The 20,128-nt window shown below is 61.1% G+C and carries 9 protein-coding genes; all 9 read left to right on the top strand.

The genetic code is table 11. The annotated features are described in order from the left end of the window. Positions 1 to 136: 136 nt before the first annotated feature. The 9 genes from PY649_RS11200 (at position 137) to drmB (ending at position 19,866) form a co-directional block, all read left to right on the top strand. The gene (locus tag PY649_RS11200; protein WP_285868437.1) at positions 137 to 2,575 is read left to right on the top strand and encodes a phospholipase D-like domain-containing protein; all 2,439 of its coding nucleotides are present in this window, start codon (positions 137 to 139) and stop codon (positions 2,573 to 2,575) included. Positions 2,576 to 2,584: 9 nt separating this feature from the next. After that, positions 2,585 to 4,183, top strand: a complete 1,599-nt coding sequence (locus PY649_RS11195; protein ID WP_285868436.1) for a hypothetical protein — start codon at positions 2,585 to 2,587, stop codon at positions 4,181 to 4,183. Positions 4,184 to 4,579: 396 nt separating this feature from the next. Then, positions 4,580 to 5,251: a DUF2971 domain-containing protein gene (locus PY649_RS11190; RefSeq protein ID WP_285868435.1), complete on the top strand. Its 672-nt coding sequence runs from the start codon at positions 4,580 to 4,582 to the stop codon at positions 5,249 to 5,251. A 187-nt stretch (positions 5,252 to 5,438) separates the two neighbouring features. Beyond that, positions 5,439 to 8,606 (top strand): DISARM system SNF2-like helicase DrmD, encoded by a 3,168-nt coding sequence (gene drmD, locus PY649_RS11185; protein ID WP_285868434.1) that lies wholly within the window; start codon positions 5,439 to 5,441, stop codon positions 8,604 to 8,606. Positions 8,607 to 8,608: 2 nt separating this feature from the next. Beyond that, a complete protein-coding gene (locus PY649_RS11180; protein WP_285868433.1) occupies positions 8,609 to 12,601 on the top strand; it encodes an Eco57I restriction-modification methylase domain-containing protein in 3,993 nt (1,330 codons plus the stop codon). Next, positions 12,594 to 13,643 (top strand): protein NO VEIN domain-containing protein, encoded by a 1,050-nt coding sequence (locus PY649_RS11175; protein WP_285868432.1) that lies wholly within the window; start codon positions 12,594 to 12,596, stop codon positions 13,641 to 13,643. The genes PY649_RS11180 and PY649_RS11175 overlap by 8 nt, the downstream gene beginning before the upstream one ends. Then, positions 13,640 to 14,446 carry a hypothetical protein gene (locus PY649_RS11170; protein ID WP_285868431.1) on the top strand — a complete coding sequence of 269 codons (807 nt, stop codon included), beginning with the start codon at positions 13,640 to 13,642 and terminating at the stop codon, positions 14,444 to 14,446. The genes PY649_RS11175 and PY649_RS11170 overlap by 4 nt, the downstream gene beginning before the upstream one ends. Positions 14,447 to 14,496: 50 nt before the next feature. Next, positions 14,497 to 17,949, top strand: a complete 3,453-nt coding sequence (drmA, locus tag PY649_RS11165; RefSeq protein WP_285868430.1) for a DISARM system helicase DrmA — start codon at positions 14,497 to 14,499, stop codon at positions 17,947 to 17,949. Positions 17,950 to 17,958: 9 nt separating this feature from the next. Then, entirely contained in the window at positions 17,959 to 19,866 is a 1,908-nt protein-coding gene (gene drmB / locus PY649_RS11160) for a DUF1998 domain-containing protein (RefSeq protein ID WP_285868429.1), read from the top strand. Positions 19,867 to 20,128 lie beyond the last annotated feature (262 nt).

Below are 20,128 nucleotides of genomic sequence, written 5' to 3'. Positions count from 1 at the left end.
CCAGATTTTACCACGGATACACCGCGCAGAGCGGGCGTGAGCCGGCGTCGGAAGGAATGAGCTGCTTGAAGAATGACTTCAGAAGCTACCCATAAGGCCGCAGATTGCGCCCCATACAACTCTCGACTACATCTTCTTGTCTGCAATCGGGGGATTTCAACTGCAGCCTTTCTCGCCTCGCGACCTGATATCGTCGAATGCCTGGTCTTCGATCCTCTTCACGACCTACTCGCTCAGCCTGTCCTTCCTTGAGGCCATTCCGCTTTCCGCAGTCTACAAGAGCTACAAGAACTTCACGGTGATCTCCGACATCGAGGGATACCGGGCCTCGCTCGCCGATGTCGGTGCCGTAGGGGTCGGGCGCGACTATGATCTCGTGCCCGTCAGATGCCGGACAGGAGTCTTCCACCCGAAGATCGCACTTCTGGCCGACGAGGACGGAAACATCCGTGCAACGGTTGGATCAGGTAATCTGACCTTCGGCGGCTGGGGCTACAACAACGAAGTCCTCGACTATCTCAGTCCCGGAAGGGATTCGGTCTGTTTCGCGGATCTGGCGGGTATGCTCGAATCCATGATGCGCGCGACGCTGTCCGGCGGGCGGCTGGAATGCGTGGCCACTCCCGACCTCGCGCCCTTCATCGATATCGCAAGGAAGGGGGCTGGCGTCGCTGGCGAGGGGACCTCGAGGCTTCTGCACACGATGGATCGCCCCCTTGCGGAGCAGATCGCCGAAATGACCGAGGATCTTGGAGGAGCCGAACACATTACCGTGGTATCGCCATTCTTCTCGGGGCATCACGGCGTCCGGCTGCTCTGCGAATCCATTCTATGCGATAACGTGTCGGTGGCGGTTCCGGCTGTCGCGCCCTCGGTTTTCGATTTCGCGGCAGCTGCGGGCGAGGGCCTTGTGGTCTTGCCAGTGCGTTCCGACACCTTCAGCGACCAGAGGTCGCTCCACTCAAAGCTTTTCGACATCGAATGCGCCCGCGGACGCCTCGTGGTTGGAGGAAGCGCCAACGCGACCACCCCAGCGCTGTCTGGTTCGAACGTCGAGGCGGTTGTCGCGCGAATCCATGACCGGGCGCCCCTCTTCGGCTGGTCTCCTGCAACGGTCTACAACGTCAGCATCACGGGAGAGAACGAGCCTTCGCAGCGCGGCGGCGCCACACTGGTCGTCGAGTACAGCGGCGGGGTGGTCTCCGGCAGGCTTGTCGGAGGAGCCGGATCCGCCGGAGAATGGGATGCCGTTCTCGCTTCTGGCGCGCGGCGCAGCGTGATTGGCAGGGTCGAGATCGGAGAAGACGGGGAGTTCGACATTGCCGTGCCGGATCGAGTCGATCCTCTTTCCTTCGGCTCTTCGGTGCAGCTCGTCTACTCGCGCGGTGCCGAGGAAGTCCGTGGGTGGCTGGTCCTGCGCGGCTTCCTCGACGCGATGAACCGCCGGGGGCCGCTGGTGAGATCGATCGGGCGCCACGTGTCGGGGCTCGGCACTAGCGGCGACATGGGGATCATTCTCGAATTCGTGGCCAAGGATCCCGGCGCTCTTCTTGCGGCCGCCGAGCGGACAGGTGGTGGCCGGCAGACGCGGTCATCGGCTTCCCACGCCTTCGTCAAGGGTGCGTTCGGAACGATGAGCGCGCTGGACATGCGGGAAACCTGGCGGAGCGGTTCTGGCGCACGCGGCCCGGACGACCTGATCGATGCTCTCGTGAGGAGCCTTACAGGTTCGCTGCCCGCCGACAACGACGATGCCGGAGATGACGAGGACGAGGAAAAGATCGACGGCGGCCAGAGGAGAGGGACGCGGCCATCCAACGCGGGAGGCGGGGGCCAGCGGATCAGGCAGAAGATCGTCGAACGCGCCTTTACGCAGTTGTTTGCCAAGATGGAGGCCGTTCCAGCCGGGCCGACGCGCGGAAGTGGTCTCTGCCTGCTGTTCGACATGATCGCGCGGATCGTCCCGCGGGCCGAGGACGCCGAACGCCTTCTCGTCCCTTATCTCGAGCGGTGGCTCGGACTTGCACGGGGCGCGAGGCCGCAGGACGAAGGTCAGGAGGGTCTCGACGATTGCGTCGTTGCCGTTGTCTCCCGGCTGGTGATCGGAGATCCGGCAAAGTCAGGCAAAATGCATCAAGTCCTGCAGGCGTGGCTTGGCGGCGAAGTTTCCGATGCCTTTGCCGCGGACAGGGCACCGATGGCTGGCGCCCTCGATCAGGAACTCCTCGGACGTGGAATACCGCAGGAAACATGGTCTGCCGCTTGGGAGTCGATCCTAAGCAGCAAGACGCCGTGGAACACCGTCAACGATCTCCGGCGCGCTCTGTTGGACGGAACCGCCTTTGTTGCCCCCGAAGGAACGTCGGACAAGGAGCTGGCGGTGTTCCGGAGGTTCGCGGCCAGAGAAGGACGTCCTGACCGGATCTATTGGATGGAACGCCGCCATGACGGGCGGCCCGCCTGCAGGTGCGGCCATCACTTCCCTGGAATCGAGGAGAAGCGGCTGAACAAACTGCGCATAGCGACCTGCGACAACTTCCTTTGCGGACGTGTCGTCGTCGATGTTTCGTTGTAGGAGGACTAGATGCGACTGTCTGAAATCGACCAGATCTTCGAAGAGACACCGGGATGCCGGGTGGTGGACGAGCTGCGGACGGACGGAAGCGGGGTGGATCCCGTAGGCCTGCGCCAGCTCAACCTCGATCTGATGGACGATGCCCTGCCGGGCATCAACAACGTCACCCAGCATGTCCGGCCCTATACGTTCATGGCGTGGGCGGTATGGAAGGCCACGCAGATCGCATCCGCTGTCGGCATCGATGATGCGCAGGTGATTGCCGACCTCGTCGACCGCTACGAGGCGCTCTATGCGTGGTCTCATTTGATTGCCGGAAAACCCTTCAGGGGTGCGGCCTCGCTGAAGCGCGCCATCAGTGCGCGTGCGGCGGGAGAGCCGTTCCTGTTCAGCGGATCAGCATGGGAGGAATATCGGAAGAACGGTACCAGCTTCATGGCGCCGACCGAATACGGGCCGTCCATCAAGTCGATCCGCTACATCAGCGCGGACTCAGGTTCGGTCGCCTCGGAGGCGATGCCCGCCGTGCTGGATTTCGATATCGCGGTGAGAGGTGCGCTGCCTGAGCATCTGTTCGCGGTCGAACCTCCGGCTGTCATGGACGGCGACATCGCCGCATTCGCCGAGAAGCTTCCAGTAGACCAGCCGTCGCAGGTCGAAATGGACGTCTTCAGAAAGCTGTTCTACGAGATCGGCGCGGAGGCGACGGTGCCGGGAGCAAAGCGCCGCAAGGCCACCATCGATCTCGTCCGCGGGCTTCTGCTGCGTGACGGTGCCAGCAGCCCTGGATCGATTCGGCGGCAGTTCGCAAGACACGAGATCCCTTCCATCGACGGATCCGATGCCGGGCAGGTCGGGGTTTCTGGAATGCTCCTGTGCCTTCTTCAGGCAAGACAGCTGCAACGGCTTGCTACGGAGGCTATGTTGCTCTGGCTGGAGCGACTTCTGTCGGAAGACCGGGTCGGCTCGATGTTCCAGCCGAAGCCGTCGAAGGTGATCATCGCCAGAGCGCACGAGGCGGCCTCGGCAGACAAGGCATATGCTTCGGCAGAGACCATCGGTGACTTCCTGCTCGCCGTCGAAATCGAAGGGGAACAGGCGGGATGGCCGCGTGCTTCCGCCGATGATGGAAATGATGTCGTCTCACTGCTTGCAGCACTTGTCGAGGCACAGCGCCGCGATGTCACCCTCATCCCGGCGCTAGCCGCGCGATCGTTCGCGGTTGTCCGGGCGGTCGCCAATGCCTTCGAGGGAAAGACCCCACCTGATGGCCTTGCAGACGCTCTCGAAGGACGCCCCGACAGGCTGCCGATGGGGCTGATGGCGAGAAGGCTCGAAGCAGTGGCGGATCGCCCAATCCAGTCCATCTGGAAGGAGGTCGTTGAGAGCTGGGTCATCGGTCAGCATGTCCACTGGTCGGCGGTGCGCGGTGGAGACGGCAAGAAAAGGCTGAGGATCGGTTTGGAAGGCGATGGGTGGCTACGGGTGCGCATATCTCCAAGCGGCGTGTTCGAGCCAACTGGAGACCGCCTCCAGACAATGCTTTCGCTTGGCGTATCGTGCGGCATCTTCGCGAGAGATGGCGAGGGACGATACCGCCTCGTCTGAACTCAAACGATCGAGCCGGTAGAAGGCGAAGCATGCTCTCGCTGCAGAGAGTTGATTTTATGACGGACAGAAGATACCAACGGAGTATGAAATCACGATCACCGGGTCGATCCCACACGATCGGACGGCCGTGAGAGCGCTCAGGGCGTTGGGACAAGCGTGCAATACCGCTCCTCCCAACGCTTCGCAATCTCAGCTCCGTTCTCCCGCATGATAGCAGCAGTTAGATTGCTTGACCTGACGGTTGCAGCCACCGAGACGGAGGCCGATGAGCGTAGCTGGATCCACGCCTTGATCGCACCATCTGCCAACGCTCCTTCTTTCGTGGGGCGGCGTTCCGTGCTTTCCGTGACGCTGGATCTCACACGCTTTGCCGTAGACCAATGAGATAGCCCCATGGCGCAAGTTAGAATTTATTCAACACCCACGTATTTATATCGATACCGATCCCTGCAAGACGACACGATCGACAGAGAACTGCAAGCGATTGAAGACGCGTTTGTTTATTGCCCGCGCTTTTCCGACATGAACGATCCGATGGAAGGTGCTCATAGGACGTCCCTCGGATCGATCCTCAGGGGGTCGCGAGAAGGTCTTGAAGACGTTGCGGAAGCTCGAAACGATCTTGGCATCGCTTCCTTGTCCGAAGTGCACGATCACGAACCTATGTGGGCTCATTATGCTGGCCAGTTCAGTGGGATCTGCATTATGTTTTCAACCCGAAAGCTTCTCGCTGGACTTGATGATGATATCGATCTGATTCGCATGGCTTACAACGAGAAGCCTCCAATTCTCGCATCACAAAAGGCAAGTCTGATCGACAAAGCCAAGCTCACGTTGGCGACCAAAACCGTGAGATGGGCGTCCGAGCGTGAGTGGCGGATAATTGCTCCCCTCGTTGGGAAAGCAGAGTATGTGGATCCTGCCGCGGTAATGCGTATCTACCTTGGTTCGAGGATACGTGAGCATCATGAGAGAACGGTGCGCCAACGATTGCGGAGAATGAAAATCCCCATCGCTAAAATGAAGATCGATAAGTACGCAATAGAGTTCACCGGTGCGTCGTAGTTCTTTCGGCGCGTCTTGTCGATGCCGACCAATCGCTTCGAGCCTTCTACGGATGCTGTGGTGAAATGACCTATACGTGGTGCACGACTCTTGATTGAATTTTCCCTTCCCATTCAATATCCATTACTAAGATTCGGGGTTTATGAAGTCCGGGCGGGGGCCAATCTCCTGTCTGTAGGGGGTGAACATGGTGCCATCTGTTGGACAGTTCGTGCGCGTACGCGCGCGCCGATGGCTGGTAGAGGTTGCGTCGCCTAGATCTGAATTTCCTGTAGTTCGCCTCGCGTGTATCGATGATGATGCCGCAGGAGAAACGCTCGAAGTTCTCTGGAACGCGGAAATTGATGCTGAGGTGCTAAACGACGAAGGTTGGGGGCAGATTGCCAAGCAAGGCACTGACGACCCAACGACCTTTTCAGCCTACCTCAAGACGCTCCGATGGAATACGGCAACGTCGTCAGACCGGGATCTGTTTCAGGCGCCGTTTCGTGCCGGAATCCATCTGGATGCCTTCCAGCTTCTGCCCCTGCGCAAGGCGCTGAAGCTCCCGCGCATAAACCTCCTGATTGCCGACGATGTCGGTGCGGGCAAGACGATCGAAGCCGGCCTCGTCCTTCGTGAACTGCTGCTTCGTCATCGCATCGATTTCGTTCTCGTTGCCGCACCTGCTGGCACAGTGCGCCAATGGCAGGATGAGTTGGAGACTAAGTTCGGCCTGTCATTCACCATCATCGACCGCGAGTATTTGAACGTGCTGCGGCGGGAACGAGGATACAGTGCTGCACCCTGGTCGTCTGGCTCGCAGTTTATCCTCTCGCATTCGCTGTTGACGGATGAGACCTATGTCGCCGGCCTTCGTGACCTGCTCGGCGACTTCCGCCCGCGCTCGCTGCTCATTCTCGACGAGGCGCATCATGCGGCCCCTGCGAGCGGCATGAAGTATGCGATCGAAAGCCAGTTCACGCGCGTCGTCCGCGGTCTGGCAGATCGCTTCGAACACCGCCTGTTCCTGTCGGCCACCCCGCACAACGGGCATTCGAACTCCTTCTCGGCACTGCTTGAGATCTTGGACCCACAGCGTTTCACCCGTGGTGTGCCAGTGCGGCCGAGGGATCTGGATCCGGTCATGGTTCGACGGCTGAAGTCGGACTTGCGCCATTTCGGCGAGCGCTTTCCGCTTCGCAAGGTTGAGCCCATCCAGATCGCCGATCTGCCGCAGAGCGCGCCCGAACTCGTGCTTGCCTCTATGCTGCGTGCCTATGCCGACGCGGTCAGGGCAAAGGCGGAGGGACTGCCGCCCCGGCAGGCCGGATACGTGCGGCTGACGCTGGTCGGTCTGCAGCAGCGGCTCCTGTCCTCCATCGCAGCCTTCGCGCGGACGTTGGAGGTGCATCGCAAAGGACTGATGCGGGCGGCTGAAGGAGAAACGGCAAGCTTCGCGGCAAGCGCGCTTGGCCAGGCCGCCGAAATGGAGGAAGAGCCACAGGACGAGGCTGCCGCGGAATTGCTGCTCGATCAGGACGAGAACGCAGCGGCCGAAGCAGCGGGGATGGCCGCAGCCGCTGTCTCCGACCTCGCCATGGTCGACGACATGCTGAGGATAGCCCGCCGGCATGCGCAGGAGCCAGATGCACGGGTCATACGCCTTGCCCAGTGGATCCGCGAGAACATGGCTCCAGGCGGGCGCTGGAACGAGCGCCGTCTCATCCTCTTCACCGAGTACGAGGACACCCGCCGCTGGCTTGAGAAGCGTCTGCAAGAAGCGCTCGACGATCTCCTGCCGGACGATCGCATTGCGTGCTTTACCGGCGCAACTTCGACGGATAGGCGGGAGGAGCTGAAGCGACGATTCAACGCCGATCCGACCGAAGATCCGCTGCGAATCCTTATCTGCACCGATGCCGCCCGCGAGGGCATCAATCTGCAGATGCGTTGCCACGACCTAGTCCACGTCGATCTGCCTTGGAATCCTGCGCGGCTTGAGCAGCGCAATGGCCGTATCGACCGCAAGCTGCAGCCTTCTCCGGTCGTGCACTGCCCATATTTCGTCTACGAGCAGCGTGAGGAGGACGTCGTTCTGCAGGCGCTGGTTCGCAAGACTGAGAAGATACACGACGAGCTAGGATCCGCTGGCCAGGTCATTGCGGAGCGTATCAACCGGCGGCTCATGCAGGATGGCATCCGCGGCGCCAAGGGGCTCGCCCGTGAGATCGACGGCGACGGCGAGACACCCGACGAGCAAACCCAGACGGCCGTCGAGGAGATGGACGATACGACCGTGGCGCGCCGTGCCCGCCAGGCTAAGGAGCTCGACGACCTCCGATCCGCGTTGGAGGAATCGCGTGCGCGCGTCGGTGTTGATCCGAACGACCTTAAGGCGGTGATGTCGGTTGCCCTTACGCGCACGGGTTCCTCGCTAGACGCTCACCGTGACGGCGCGGTTGGAGAGACCTTGACCTTCCGTCTTGACCCGTCGGAGCCCGCTTTCCAGACAGCGGGTTGGGCGGAAGCATTGGACGACCTGCGCATTCGTCGCCGCAAACGCGGTGAGAGCCTCAAGGACTGGCGTCGCGATGCCCCGGTTCGCTCCTTTAGCTTCAAGCCTGCCATCACCACGGCGGGCGTTGATGCCGAGGGCGTGGTTCAGGTGCACCTGGAGCATAGGCTCGTCCGGCGCCTGCTGGCGCGCTTCCTGGCGCAAGGATTCGCATCTGGCTTGTCACGGGCGAGCGTGGTGATTGGTCCCGGCGCCCAGCCGCGGGTCGTGTTGATCGGTCGGCTGGCGCTCTACGGGCCGGGGGCTGCGCGCCTTCACGAGGAGATCATCCTGGTGACAGCGGCATGGACGGAAGCTGGGCGGGGCAGCAAACCGCTGAAGCCTTTCGGACCGACGCGCGAGGCAGCGACCCTTGTCCAGCTCGAGGAAGCGTTCCGGGCTGCTCGCGTGCCCGCACCCCACATCGTTAATCGCATCCGCCAGTACGCCGCCCAGGATGCTGCTGACCTGGAAGCGGAGCTGCGCGCCCGCGCCGAGGAGGCCAAAGCCGAGGCGGCGAAGGATCTAGCCAGGATCGCCGAGGCGGAGGCGACCTCGCTGAAGCGCCTGCTGGAGGACCAGCGCGCGCGCATCGCCAAGGCCGACGCCGAGCCGGACGACAAGCAGATGAGCTTCCTGCCCGAGATCGTAGAGGAGGTCGAGCAACGGCGGCGCGACAGACGGCACTGGAAGGCGAAGCTCGACCGCCTCACGAGCGACATCGAGACAGGTCCTCGCCGCGTACGTGAGTCCTACGGCGTGGTCGCGGACCGTCTGGAGACGATAGGACTCGTTTACCTCTGGCCGGAGGGGAATTGAGCATGGCAGGATTCGATCCGAACGAGGAATGGCTCGGTCACGTCCAGCCGGTCGGGCTCGTCGTGGCCCCGGTGGTGCTGAAGGCCTATGAGCTTGTTCCTGAGCAGCAGACGCGCTCTGATACTGAGGCAATCAAGTCGCATTTGTCGCTTAAAGACCCCGGACCGGCGCTTCTCGATGCTTGGGCCTTCTTCGCCGACATTCTCGGCTGGCGGCCGAGCCGCGTGGCGGGCAGTCCCGGCGGCGCGCCGATCCCCGACGATCTGGTTCTGCGCATTGAAGAAAGCGATATCGAAATCGCGCCACACTGGGCAGTCGCCGATCCCAAAGGCGGCTGGCAGATGCTAGTGCGTGTCGAGGCGGCAGGCGTCGACCCGGACGGACGCGGTGCGCTGGAGGGCTGGGAGGCGACGCCGCATCAGCGGCTGGAGCGCTTGTGCAAAGACCGAGGGGTCCGCACGGGAATCCTTGTGACCGACAGCGAACTGCGCCTGATCCATGCCCCGCGTGGCGAGACCAGCGGCTGGTTGCGATTCCCGCTACGCTCGCTCGGCGAGGTCGGCGGCCGGCCCATGCTTGGAGGCCTGAAGTTACTCCTCTCCTCTTTCCGGTTGCACAATGATGCACCGGAACGCCGCCTGCCAGCGCTGCTCCAGAAGAGCCGCGATGAGCAGGCAGAGGTGTCGACCAAGCTTGCGGCTCAGGTGCTCGGCGCGCTGCACGAGCTGCTGCGCGGCCTGCACGACGCCGACCGCGCGCGCATAGAACGGCTCGCCCGCGAACGGTCCGAGCACGTCTATGACGGCCTGCTGACCGTTCTACTGCGCCTGGTGTTCCTGCTGTACGCCGAGGATCGCGAACTCATTCCCTCGCGCACAGACGCCGAGGCGCGACGGCTCTACGACCAGGGCTACGGCGTGCGGACGTTGCATGCGCGGCTAGTGGAGGATCGTGCTCGGCACGAGCTGACCATGCACCTGCGTCGTGGCGCCTGGTCGCGACTACTTACGCTGTTCCGCCTCGTTCATCAGGGGGACCCCTCCCGGGACTGGATTCGCGGGCGCGGCGGCAAGTTGTTCGACCCCGGCGCTTTTCCCTTCCTGCAGGGCCAGGACGAAACCGAGGGTTCTCCGAGGCCAGCCGAGGTATCGGACGAGTGCGTGGCGAAGGTACTCGACCGCCTGCTGGTGCTTGGAGGAGACAAGCTATCTTACCGCACGCTCGACGTGGAGCAGATCGGCAGCGTTTACGAGACCGTGATGGGCTTCACGGTGGAGACAATGGACGGACCTGCGCTGGCTATCCGCGCGGGCAAGAATGACAAGACTCCTGTCTTCGTGAACCTGAACAAGCTGCTCGCGGAGAAGCCAAACGAGCGGACGAAATTCCTTAACAAGGAAGCGGACCGGGGCAAGGTGACGGACAAGGTCGGCAAGGCTTTGAAGGAGGCCGGCACGATCGAGGAACTTGTCGCGGCACTCACGCCTATCGTCGATGAACGCGCCTCGCCGGGCGCTGCCGTCGCCGCTCCCGGAATGCCGCTCCTGCAGCCGACCGACGAGCGGCGGCGTACAGGCAGCCATTACACGCCGCGCTCGCTCACTGCTCCCATCGTACAACACGCGCTGGAGCCCGCCTTCGAGCGCATCGGTCCCGATGCAACGCCGGAGGATGTACTCTCGCTCAAAATCTGCGACCCGGCTATGGGGTCGGGCGCATTCTTGGTCGAGGCTTGCCGCGCGCTCGGCGACCGGCTAGTGCTGGCTTGGGCGCGTTGGCCACAGACGAGGCCCGTCATCCCGCCTGATGAGGACGAGCCGCTTCACGCTCGCCGTCTGGTGGCCCAGCACTGCCTCTACGGCGTCGACAGGAACTCACGCGCCGTCGACCTTGCCAAGCTGTCGCTGTGGCTGGCGACTCTAGCCCGTGACCACGAGTTCACGTTCGTCGACCATGCGCTGAAATGCGGCGACAGCCTCGTGGGGCTGACCAGAGACCAGATCGCGGCAACGCACTGGGATACGACTAAGCAACCGACCTTCGTCGGAAAGCTCGTTTCCGACCATTTGCAGGAAGCCGAGCGGCTGCGTTTTGAAATCCAGAAGCGGGCGGAATGGGCGAGCGCCGCAGAACTCGGTGCGCAATTGCGAATAGTAGACGCGCGGCTCGACATGGCCAGGCTTGTCGGCGATGGCGTGCTCGCTGCGTTCTTCTCGGCAGGGAAGTCGAAGCCCCGCATCGCCGCGCTGGTCGATTTCCAGAAGATCGTCCAAACCAATATTACGGCGCCAGACTGGTTCGACCGTATCGTGGCCCATTCACGCAGCCTGACCACTGGTAAGGGCGCACTGCAGCCGTTCCACTGGGAGGTGGAGTTTCCCGAGGTGTTCGATGCCAAGGCGCGTGCCGGCAATCCCGGTTTCGACGCCATTGTCGGCAACCCGCCTTTCGCCGGCAAGAACACCATCATCGCCGGAAATCGCGATCACTATCTGCCTTGGCTGCAGACGATGCACGCGGGTGCGCATGGCAATGCCGATCTCGTGGCGCATTTTTTCCTGCGTGCTTTTCACCTGTTGCGACAGGGTGGATCCTTCGGTCTGATCGCCACCAACACCATTGGCCAAGGCGATACGCGCGCTTCGGGGCTGACCAAGATCATCTCCGAAGGAGGTGTGATCTCCCGCGCCATAAGGCGGCTCAAATGGCCAGGTGAAGCGGCCGTTGTGGTCTCGGTAGTGCACGTAGTGAAGGGGGAAGCGCTCTCACCAAACCTTGATGGTCGGTCGGTTCGTCGGATTTCAGCCTATTTGGTCGCTGGCGAACTCGATGAAGCTGCTGAACGTCTAGCAGCAAACTCAAGGAGGGTTCTTATTGGATCATACCCGCTAGGCGTTGGCTTTTTGTTTGACGACAGAGAGGCTCAGAACGGACTGTGTGAATCCACTCCAGTGATGGAATCACTCATCGAAGCCAATCCACGGATCGCTGAAAGCATACGACCGTACATTGGTGGAAACGACCTGACGACGAATCCAAAACAAGAACCTAGCCGTTTCATCATAGATTTCAGAGACATACCACTTAAACGGGATTCCACGCTCACGAATTGGCATCTATTGAATGAAGAACAGAGAAAAGCTCACCTTCGAACTGGTGTTGTTCCAGAGGATTATCCAGATCGGGTGTCTGCCGACTATCCCGAGCTCCTTCGGATAGTCGAAACCTATGTCAGGCCAGAGAGAGAGAAGCAGGGCGATAAAGCTGCGAAGAGGAAGTGGTGGAAGTTTAAGCGTCCCAATAATTATCTTTATTACTGCATCAACAACGTTGAAACTGTGGTCGCTCGATCTCTTACGAGTGCGCACTTCCCAACTTTCTCGTGTGTTTCGACGAAACAGATATTTGATCAGACGGCTTTAGTATTTTTGGGACCCGCTTACCATAATATTGCTGTGTTATGTTCGCGTGTTCACGAAACGTGGGTCAATTTTTTCGCGGGAACGCTTGAGGATAGAGGGCGCTACAACATAGAAGATTGCTTTGAGACCTATGCGTTTCCTAAGGTTTACGAATCGGATCCCGCGCTCGGACAATCGGGTGAGGCTTACAGCGCATTTCGCTCGCAGTTAATGATTGCCCGAAATGAAGGACTGACGAAGACGTACAACCGGTTCCACGCGTACGGGGAGAACGGCGTTGACGTCGGTCGCCTACGTGAACTTCATCACGCGATGGATGTCTCTGTGCTGCGCGCATATGGCTGGGATGATCTCGCGAACCGCGCTGAGCCGGAATTCACCGAGCAGGAAGCCGACGAAGGTAAGACGCCCAAGACGCGTCTCGACTGGCCATCAGACCTTAAAGACGAAGTCCTTGCCCGCCTGCTGGCGCTGAACGCGGAACGCGCCGCCGAGGAGCGTGCGCTGGGTATGACTTCGGCTGATCGAGGGGATGATGACGAGATCGACGACGGGGAGGACAGCGATGCCTGACATCATCGTTTTTCACACGGCATGGATGGCCAAGTATAACGGTGACCGCGCCAGCTTTAGCGCTGGTGGCTTCAAGTATGCTGTCGAAAATGGCTACGGTCATGAGATGCTCAATTTCAAAAACATTGACGGCGTGTGTTATGGTTATGTGCCTCCAACTGGTAATCTGCATCTGGAGAAACACTTCGATGTATCACGGCATGCCGAGACGCTGGAGGGCGCAACGGTCATCTGGACCGCTCCACATCCGGAACAAGGCGGCCGCGCTGTAGTAGGCGTCTGGCGTAATGCGACGGTCTTTCGCGAAGTCCAGCATCCCAAAGGCAAGGTTGCTCGTCAGCGCCTGATCGACGGCGAGGCTGCCAGTTATCTTTGTACAGCCAAGGCGGAGGACTGCGTGCTCTTGGAGCCTGATGCACGCCCGATTTTCGTGGCACCGGGCCAGCCGCGAAACGGTCAGTCGTGGCCGGGGCAACAGAAAGTTTTCTACCCCAAATTTGGCTCTCCTGCTCTCAAACTCCTGAACAAGATTCTCAAAAACATCGATTTCGGAAAGCCGTCGACAGATGGACGCTCCGACAGCAAGCCCAGTACCAAGCGTTCCGGCTGGCAGGCAGACGTTGAAAGGCGTCGGAAGATCGAAGAGGCGGCCGTCCTAGCGGTTGGCCTGAAGCTGGAACGTCTCGGTTACGCGATCGAATCGGTTGAGAAAGAAAACCTTGGTTATGATCTGGTCGCCACCCGGAAAGAGGAAGTCTTGCACGTAGAAGTTAAAGGGCGGTCCGGAAGCGACGTAAGCGCTGAATTGACAGTAAACGAGTTTAATTGCCTTAAGAACTACCAGAAGCAGCGCAGTCCAAACGCGCACTACAGGGTTGCCATTGTCACCGACGCCCTCGACAAACCGATCATCAACGAGTTCGTGATGGTACGCGGGCAGAAGTCGCAGTGGTGTACGCTCGACGGCAAATGGCGCTTGAACTTCGAGGAGCGCATGGCAGCAAGACTGACAAGCGTTTCAAACCTGGAGATGCCAGAATGAGCAAGGCCGAAACAATCCGATCCAGCAAGCTCGGCAAGAAGGAGCTTCGCCTCGTCCGGATGAGCGGCCGCTACTTCGGTCTCGCCGATGGCGTTCGGTGCGCCGAGGGAGAGAACGCTGACGATGTCTGGCGCCAGTTGCACGATAATGCGGGGAAGAGCGACCCGAGATATTTCGGCTTCGATGGCGCAAGGAAGCGCTTCCTGACCTTCTTTCCGAACGGCTTTCATTCCGGCGGATACGCATCGCAGGAGCGCGACTACAAGCTTGCGGCAAAGGCTAAGCTCGACGACACAGCGCCGCTCGAAAAGGCAGTCGATGGGACAGGATTCGGCGAAGCGGTGCTTGCCGTGTTCCGGGCCACGAACATGCTGTCGCCGTTCGAAAAGACTCGGCTGCAGGACGTGCTGCGCGGTCCACATGCAGACGAATTCGTCCAAGCAGCAGCTCGCTTCACGCTGGACGGCGGCAAGTCACACCTTCTTGCGATGGAGCAGGCACTTAAGCCGTACGACAACGCGAAATGGACTGTCGCGACCTACTTGCCATATCTCTGGCGGCCCGACACCCACATGTTCCTGAAGCCGGAAGCCACCAAGGATTTCGCGACCCGCGCCGGCCACCGCTTCGCCTCGGAATACGAAGCGCGGCTTGGGCTGCCGGTCTACGAGAGCCTGCTCGATCTCGTTTCGAAGACAGAGCGGGAACTGGCTGACATGCGTCCGCGCGACAGGATCGACATCCAGAGCTTCATCTGGGTAGTGGGAGACTATCAACAAGGACGGGAAGCCGTTTACGAATAGAACTGCGCGAACAGGTATCGCCGGACGCCGACGAAATCTGAGGGGGAAGTATGAGCATCGATCCGAAATCGCCGACAGCCGTCCGCGGTCGTCTCGTAGAGACGCTCCGGCGCGATCTGATCGGACCCGACTTGCATGACATAGACATTGCGGGCGAGAAACTCGATACCAATCCGTCGCGCTGGTACCTCACAGGATTCCTAGTGCCAGCTCCGACAGACGGCGTTGATGAAGTGGACCAGCCGGAGGAGACCGGCGACATGGTCACCGACGGCGAGGAGCAGGGAGATCCTGAGACAGGAAATGCACGTGCCGCTGACGATACCGCGCCCGACGATCCTGCCCCAAGGAGACCGCTGGCACCATCGGCGTGCGGGCTGACGGTCCTGGTAGATGCGCGTGCAGAAACCGTCGACGTCACCGCCACGTGGGGCGACTATGTAACCGAGCCCCCATTGCCGCCTGAGGTGTTCCTCGACGATGCGGCAGCATTCGATCCGAAGCACCGCAATGTTGCATGGCAGCGCATTCCCGGCATGGCTCGCGTGACAATCGCGGTTCCGAGACCCGGGGAACGGATAACCCGTACACTTGAAGGCTCGGCCGGAAAGCAGCGCCCAGGCGGCGGACTCGTCGTTGAAGCCTTTGCACGGCCCTATAGCTTGCCCCAGCCAGACGGCACCAAGGCAGACGTCGTGGCGCTGACGGTGATGCTCGTCAACCGCCGCGACCCGACGCGCCGCCGCTTTGCCGACGTGACCTTCGCTTTTCAGGTGAGACTGGAGGTCCGCAGCGAACTGCCTCTATTTCCTCGTACGGACATGACAGGATTCGGTTCCGAAGATCCGGATGCCGCGATGGCCGACCTCCACTATCGCGACGTGGCTGAATTCGCGGTCGGCAACGCCACATCGGCAGGCTGGGTGCCCGACGAGGAAGGCGTGGTGCGCGCCGCACATACGGACTTCCTGCCCTCGGCAGAGGTGGAACGCGTCGAGCCGAACGAGAAGATCGGCGCGACATTTGGCATGGAGGATTTGTCGAAACTTGCTGCTCGCGACCCGGATGCGCTGGTGGCAGTGCTCTCGGGCCTGCCGGGCGAATATGCGTCCTGGATCGATACCGAAGTGAGTAGGATTGGCACTATCGACGGAGAGCCGCGGCGTAGAACTGCTGCGCGACTGCTAGATGCTGCCCGCCGCGCACAGGGACGCATTGAGGCTGGCATAGCGCTACTGAAGAAGGACAAGTGGGCGCGGCTGGCCTTCCAGGCGATGAATGAGGCCGTCGCCCGTGCGGCACGGCAGCGCACAGCGGGCCGCAACGGCGATCCGACGGCGCAGAAGCAGCCGACTTGGCGGCCGTTTCAGCTCGCTTTCGTGCTGCTGAACCTGCCCGGCCTGAATGACAAGCTGCACGAGGACAGGGAAATCGTCGACCTGCTGTTCTTTCCGACGGGCGGCGGCAAGACGGAAGCCTATCTCGGCCTCGCCGCCTGGACAATCGCTCATCGCCGCCTGACGGCTGGTGGGAAGCTTGGTGCGGGCGTCTCGGTGCTGATGCGCTACACGCTGCGCCTGCTCACGCTCGATCAGCTTTCGCGCGCAGCGGGCGTCGTCTGTGCACTGGAACTGATGCGCGGCGAGCCTGCCTGGATGGACGGAACGCAGCGTCTCCTGGGTGACTGGCCGATCGAGATCGGCCTTTGGGTCGGGTCCGCCGCATCGCCGAACCGTCTCGGCGGCCAAGGTAACCCCAATCCGGACACGGCGGTCATCCGCGTCAAGCGCTTTAAGACCTCAGGCCGGGAAGCGCCAGCGCCGATCAAGGCCTGCCCATGGTGCGCGGAGCCCTTCACAGCCGACAGCTTTGCCTGCACGCCTACCGCCATTGCACCGAAGAACATGGAGATTCGCTGTACCAATGTGGACTGCGACTTCACCGGCGGGCGGGCGCTGCCAATTCTGACCGTCGACGAGGCGATCTACCGTCGACTCCCGGCCTTCGTAATCGCCACCGTCGACAAGTTCGCTGGGCTTCCCTGGCTGGGCGAGGCGGGCGCTTTTTTCGGCCATGTGAACCGCACGGACGAATGGGGCTTTTACGGCGCGAACGACAAGGCGGGGGACGGAAGGCCGCTAGGCAACGGGTTCACACTCGACCCGCCGGACTTGATTATCCAGGATGAGCTGCACCTGATCAGCGGGCCTCTCGGTACGGTCGCAGCGCTCTACGAAGTTGCTCTCGATCGGCTTGCTAGTCGAACGATGATGGGCCTACGTGTTCGACCTAAGATAGTCGCCTCCACCGCGACCGTCCGGCGCGCCACGGCACAGATCAAGGCGCTCTTCGACCGCGAGACCACCGAGATCTTTCCTCCACCGGGTCCAGACCGACGCGACAGCTTCTTTGCAGAGACCGTACCGCCGACCCAACGTCCCGCGCGGCTGTACTTAGGACTCGCCGCTCCGGGAAAGGGCCCAAAGCTCGTCTTCCTGCGCACGCTGACCACGTTGCTCGCCGCCGCCCAGAAGGAGGCTGACGAGGGCAACGACGCCGACCCATATATGACCGCGCTTGGCTATTTCAACGCGCTACGCGAACTCGGTGGCGCACGACGCATCGTTGAAGACGAGGTGCGCAGTTATCTCTCAGACTACGGAGACAAGCGGCGGCGCGTCGCCCCACCCGATCAGCCCTTCGCGAGCCGTCGCATGCGCGACGTGCTCGAACTCACCTCACGCGAGAGCACCGACAAGGTGGCCGCGGCGAAGGACTCGCTTGCGGTGGTGGCCGCCGACAAGGCGGGCGTCGATGTAGCGCTCGCCACGAATATGATCTCCGTAGGCCTCGACATCGGTCGCCTAGGATTGATGTTGATGCAGGGACAGCCGAAATCGGCCTCGGAGTACATTCAGGCATCGAGCCGCGTAGGGCGATTGCCAGACAAGCCAGGACTGGTGGTGACACTCCTCAACGCACAGAAGCCGCGCGATCGCCTACACTTCGAGCGCTTCCGCCAGTTCCATGCAGCGTTCTACCGCGTCGTCGAACCGACCAGCGTGACGCCTTGGGCGGCACGAGCGATCGACCGCGCACTTGCCGCCGTCATCGTGGCCTGTGTTCGGCACCTGCATCCGGAGCTGACCGACGAGCGCAACGCTGTTGAGATGCCCGACCATGTGCTGATGCCAGAGATTGTCGACGTGATCCTCTCGCGTGCACCCTCGGAGTCAGTTGTCGGAGGACATGCTGCACTCAAGGCCATCGTGGAGGAGCTGCTCACCACCTGGCGACGAATCGCCGACGACCGTCGCGGAAACGCTGAGAGACTTTACTACGGCTATCCGGGCACTCAGGCGCTACTACACCAGCCGCTAGATCCGCTGCTGGCGGGCCTTGATCCCGACCTGAGAGCCTTTAAGGCAGGCCGTTCGATGCGCGACGTCGAACATGCTTCGGTCCTGAAAATCATCGACAATTTCGGTAACACGCTGAGCTGAGGTTCCACTATGGCAAAAGACCAGATACGCATGGGGCAAGTGGTCGGGCTTTTTGGGCCAGGTGCGATGATGGATTTGCCCGACCGTTCCGTCCTAGTGATGGGACTTGACCATTGGGAATCCTTCGGTCCCCAGGCATTTCAGCCAATCGAGGAACCGCGGCTCGCGCAGTTGCTGGAGCGCCGGCTTGCGGGTGGCAATGACAAGCGAATTTCCTCAGAAAAGCCGCTTAGTTTCCGCACTCCGCCGATTGATCCCGGAAACCCGCGCTTACCTTCCCCGGCCATCAAGGCGAAAGTGTTTCCGGAGTGGTTCGCTAGCGACTCCATCGCCGGCGATGCGCCCAACCGACGTCGGATCGTCCGCTTTAGTGAACTAGAGGCACCGAAGCGGCTCGACTGGAAAGGCGACGACGGTAAGAAGCGCCACGCTTCGCCGCTCCGGTTCGTTTGCGGATGCGAGAAGGGGCACTTGCAGGATATCGAGTGGCGGCGGGTCGTGCATGCCGGGCGCTTTGGCGAGGCGCGGGGCGAAGGCGGTGCCTGCCGGAGGGCTATGTGGCTCGAGGATTCCGGTACGAGCGCCGATCCCCGCGACACTCGCATCGTCTGTGAATGCGGCGCGCAGCTCTCTCTGGAGGAGCTTTTTCAACCCGGTCGGCTCGGCCCGTGCAGCGGCAAGAGACCTTGGATTGGTCCGGACGATCCGGACGGCTGCGACATTTCCCTGCGGCTCCTCACCCGGAGTGCAACCAACACATACTTTCCTCAGATCGTACGTGTGATCTCGTTGCCCGAAGCGAACGACGCGCTCGACAAGGCGCTCGACGCGGTGTGGTCGAACGTGAGCACCTGCTCGTCCGTAAGCGAGGTCGCCATGGCGAAACGGTTCAACCCAGTTGTCGCGGCAAACCTAGGACCATTCTCCGATACCGACGTCTTCGCTCGAATAGAAGCTCGAACAGCGGCCGGAAAGAATTCGGATCAGACCGACCAGATGAATCCTCGGATTGCTGAGTTCCAATTGCTGGCGAGCGGACGCGCTCTAATCGGCGAGAACCGCCCCGACGCCCGACTCCATGCCGAAACGCTCGATCGAAACCTCTGGGATCCGAAATGTGAACCTATGCTCGCCGGGATCAAGGACCTAGTGGCGGTCCACCGGCTTCGGGAGGTGTCTTGCCTCTATGGTTTCACGCGCTTTGAACCGGCCCCATTGGCTGACGATGGGGTGGAGGATGTTGGTCTCGCTGTGAACGGCGCGCCGCTAGGCGAGGTTCCGGAATGGTTGCCGGCGATCGAGCAGTACGGTGAAGGCTTTTTCATACGCTTCGACCCTGTTGCGCTAATGGCGTGGGCATCGCGATCATCGGTTCGAGAGCGTAGATCCGTCTTGGAAGGCGGTCTCAGAGCCTGGAAGAAATCGCGTCGCGACCGTGGCGCTTCAGACAAGATGGCGTGGGAAGGAGAGCACATCGAGTACACGATGGCGCATAGCCTTTCTCATGCTCTGATCAACGAGGTGGCGATCGACTGCGGCTATCCCGCAAGCTCGTTGAAAGAGCGCCTTTATCTCATTCCTAGTCTACCAGGCCAGCCGAAGGAATGCGGTATCCTCATTTACACCGCCAGCGCCGGTAATCAGGGGACGCTCGGCGGCCTGGTTGAGGTCACGCGCCGCTTCCCGGGCGTCATGGCGTCTGCTCTCAGCCGTCTCGGGCTATGTTCTGGTGACCCCATCTGTGCAGATCACGATCCGACCAAGGCATCAGAGGACCGGGCGCTCCATGGCGCGGCCTGCCACGGTTGCCTGCTCATCGCTGAAACAAGTTGCGAACAACGAAATGTGTATCTCGACCGGAGTGTATTAGTCGGAACCATTGCGGGTTCTGCGGCCTTCTTCTCTCCTAGAGACTGACTGACCGCGATACTGACCAGCCTCACCGCACTATCACCTCCTTCATCGTCAGTTTCGTCGCCTACAAAGTACCTTCGGTGGCAAGGCCCATTGGCGCAGCTCTCAAATGGCCTAAATTAATTCTCCGCTGGATGCCGCATAGCTCAGCATCACACCGTTGCCGTTGACCTTGCCCCGTTGAAATAATCCATTTTGAAGTAAGCTCTGGCCCATTGAGAGGACCAGGGAATGAAGCGCAACCGTTTCACGGACGAACAAATTA

Source organism: Rhizobium mayense (assembly GCF_030272705.1).
In the GTDB taxonomy this organism is placed as follows: Bacteria; Pseudomonadota; Alphaproteobacteria; order Rhizobiales; family Rhizobiaceae; genus Rhizobium; species Rhizobium mayense.
This window is presented reverse-complemented; position numbering and strand designations above follow the sequence as displayed.